Source organism: Flammeovirga sp. OC4, from assembly GCF_000812565.1.
GTDB lineage: Bacteria > Bacteroidota > Bacteroidia > Cytophagales > Flammeovirgaceae > Flammeovirga.
The window spans coordinates 1-1863 of the sequence record NZ_JTAM01000153.1 but is presented as its reverse complement, the minus strand read 5'-3'; the positions used below and the strand labels follow the sequence as shown (position 1 = coordinate 1863).

At 32.0% G+C, this 1863-nt stretch carries 2 protein-coding genes; both read left to right on the top strand.

Annotated features, from left to right (window positions below; all coding sequences use genetic code 11):
• Nucleotides 1-162 precede the first annotated feature (162 nt).
• The gene (locus tag PL77_RS31270) at nucleotides 163-996 is read left to right on the top strand and encodes a tail fiber protein (protein WP_156152613.1); all 834 of its coding nucleotides are present in this window, start codon (nucleotides 163-165) and stop codon (nucleotides 994-996) included.
• Nucleotides 997-1000: 4 nt separating this feature from the next.
• A partial coding sequence (locus PL77_RS29630; RefSeq protein WP_044213612.1) for a hypothetical protein occupies nucleotides 1001-1863 on the top strand: 863 nt, incomplete at its 3' end.

Here is a 1863-nt window from a genome sequence, read left to right as displayed (position 1 = left end):
GAAGAAAATGGAGTGAATGTAGGGGAAACGGAGGCAATGTTATTGAGGAAGATTGAGGAATTGACATTATACATCATAGAGCAAGGTAAAAAAAATGATGAATTGGAAGAACGTCTAAAACTCATCGAATCGAAAATCAATAATTAAATAAAATTTTTATCGATGAAAAAATTACTTTTACTCATATTATTACCATGCTTTCATATATGTAATACAATGGCACAGGAACCAAGGGTTACAATGGAAGAAAATAGTAAATATATATACTTTCCATCTCAAAATACTAATGATAATTTTTTTAGTACTGCGCAAGTTCGAATAGGTTCATATTTAACTTTAGGTAATCTAGGGTTTACTAACCAAAGTTGGATTGGTAGTAATGTATTATTGGATTATACAAGTTATGGGGATCGTGGAGATTTAGGTAATACAAACTTATTTAAACCAGTTTATAATAAAGGAGTTGGTTTGATATTGCAAATGAATTTTGCAACAGGAGGTTTGGAAGGCTATACCCACGACTGGAACAATTCAGATGAGCATAAAGAAATGAAAGATTTCAAGCCTCTTTTTCATTTTAAACCAAATTATTTTCATTTCAATGGACAAGTATGTATTGGTACAACTCACTCAGATCCTGATGTACAATTAACTATTGCGGGGAAATTACATACCCAAGAAGTAAAAGTAACAGCTTCAGCCGGTACAGTTCCAGACTATGTTTTCAAGGAAGATTATAAAATGATGCCTTTGTCAGAAGTCGAAGAATATATCAAAAAACACAGTCATTTACCAGAAGTGAAATCAGCTGCTCAGATTGAAGAAGAAGGACTTCATTTGGCAGAAATGAATTTGATTTTATTGAAGAAAATCGAAGAGTTGACCTTGTATACGATTGATCAAGAAAATAAAATTAAAGAAACATTAAATATTGTTGAACAACAAAATAAAGCCATTCAACAATTAACAGAAAGAATAACTAAACTAGAAAAATAATAATATGTCAATACAAAAATTTTACATTGGTTTAATTCTATTCTTATTACATTTTTACTCAAATGCTCAAAATTCAACTGTAGACTACCTTGTGAGTAATACAAATCTAAGTTATCAACCCTATGATGACGGTTCAGAATTTATTTCAAGACTCTATTGTACTGGTGATGTAAATTTATCTGATGTTATTTTGCAAGGTCAAGGACGCGTAACTTTATATATAGATACGAGTACTAATGGACGTATTTTGGGAGGTCCTGAAATAATAGGTACGCATAGTGTTGTAATAGTAGAACTTATTGGTGGAAATGAAAAAAGAATGATTCAAAGAGTGACTTATCAGTTCGGTCCTAATTTCCCAAAATGGAGAGGTGGCCAAACTATTCAACGTTTAAGAAATGAATTAAAATGGTCATCAAATTGGGAATATATGAATATTTCAGCAACCTATAATGATATCAATATTGCATTGGGTTCTACAACGCCCAAAGCAAAACTGCATGTATTTAAAGAAGGAGATGCATTAGCCGCAGAATGGAGTGCTAATCACTCTATACAAATCTGGGGTGATGATCAAGATTTACAAATTGGTGTGGATACAGAAAATAGGGTAAGTTACTTTCAATCTGTTGATCATGGTACTACAACTTCAAACATATCATTAAATGCTAGAGGTGGGAATGTTGGAATAGGTACTGTTTCACCGACTTCAAGATTATTCCTTAAACAGTCATCTGAAAAAAGTACATCAGGGTTGTCTATTCAAGATTTAGCAACAAGGACTATTAATATTTATGGAGAAGGAGCTGCAGGAAGGCAAGTGATTTCAACAACAGGCACAAATAATCCATTGGCATTTATTTTAAA

Excerpts from the sequence above, each read along its gene's own strand:
- PL77_RS31270 (WP_156152613.1), top strand. The coding sequence starts at position 163 with ATGAAAAAATTACTTTTACTCATATTATTACCATGCTTTCATATATGT.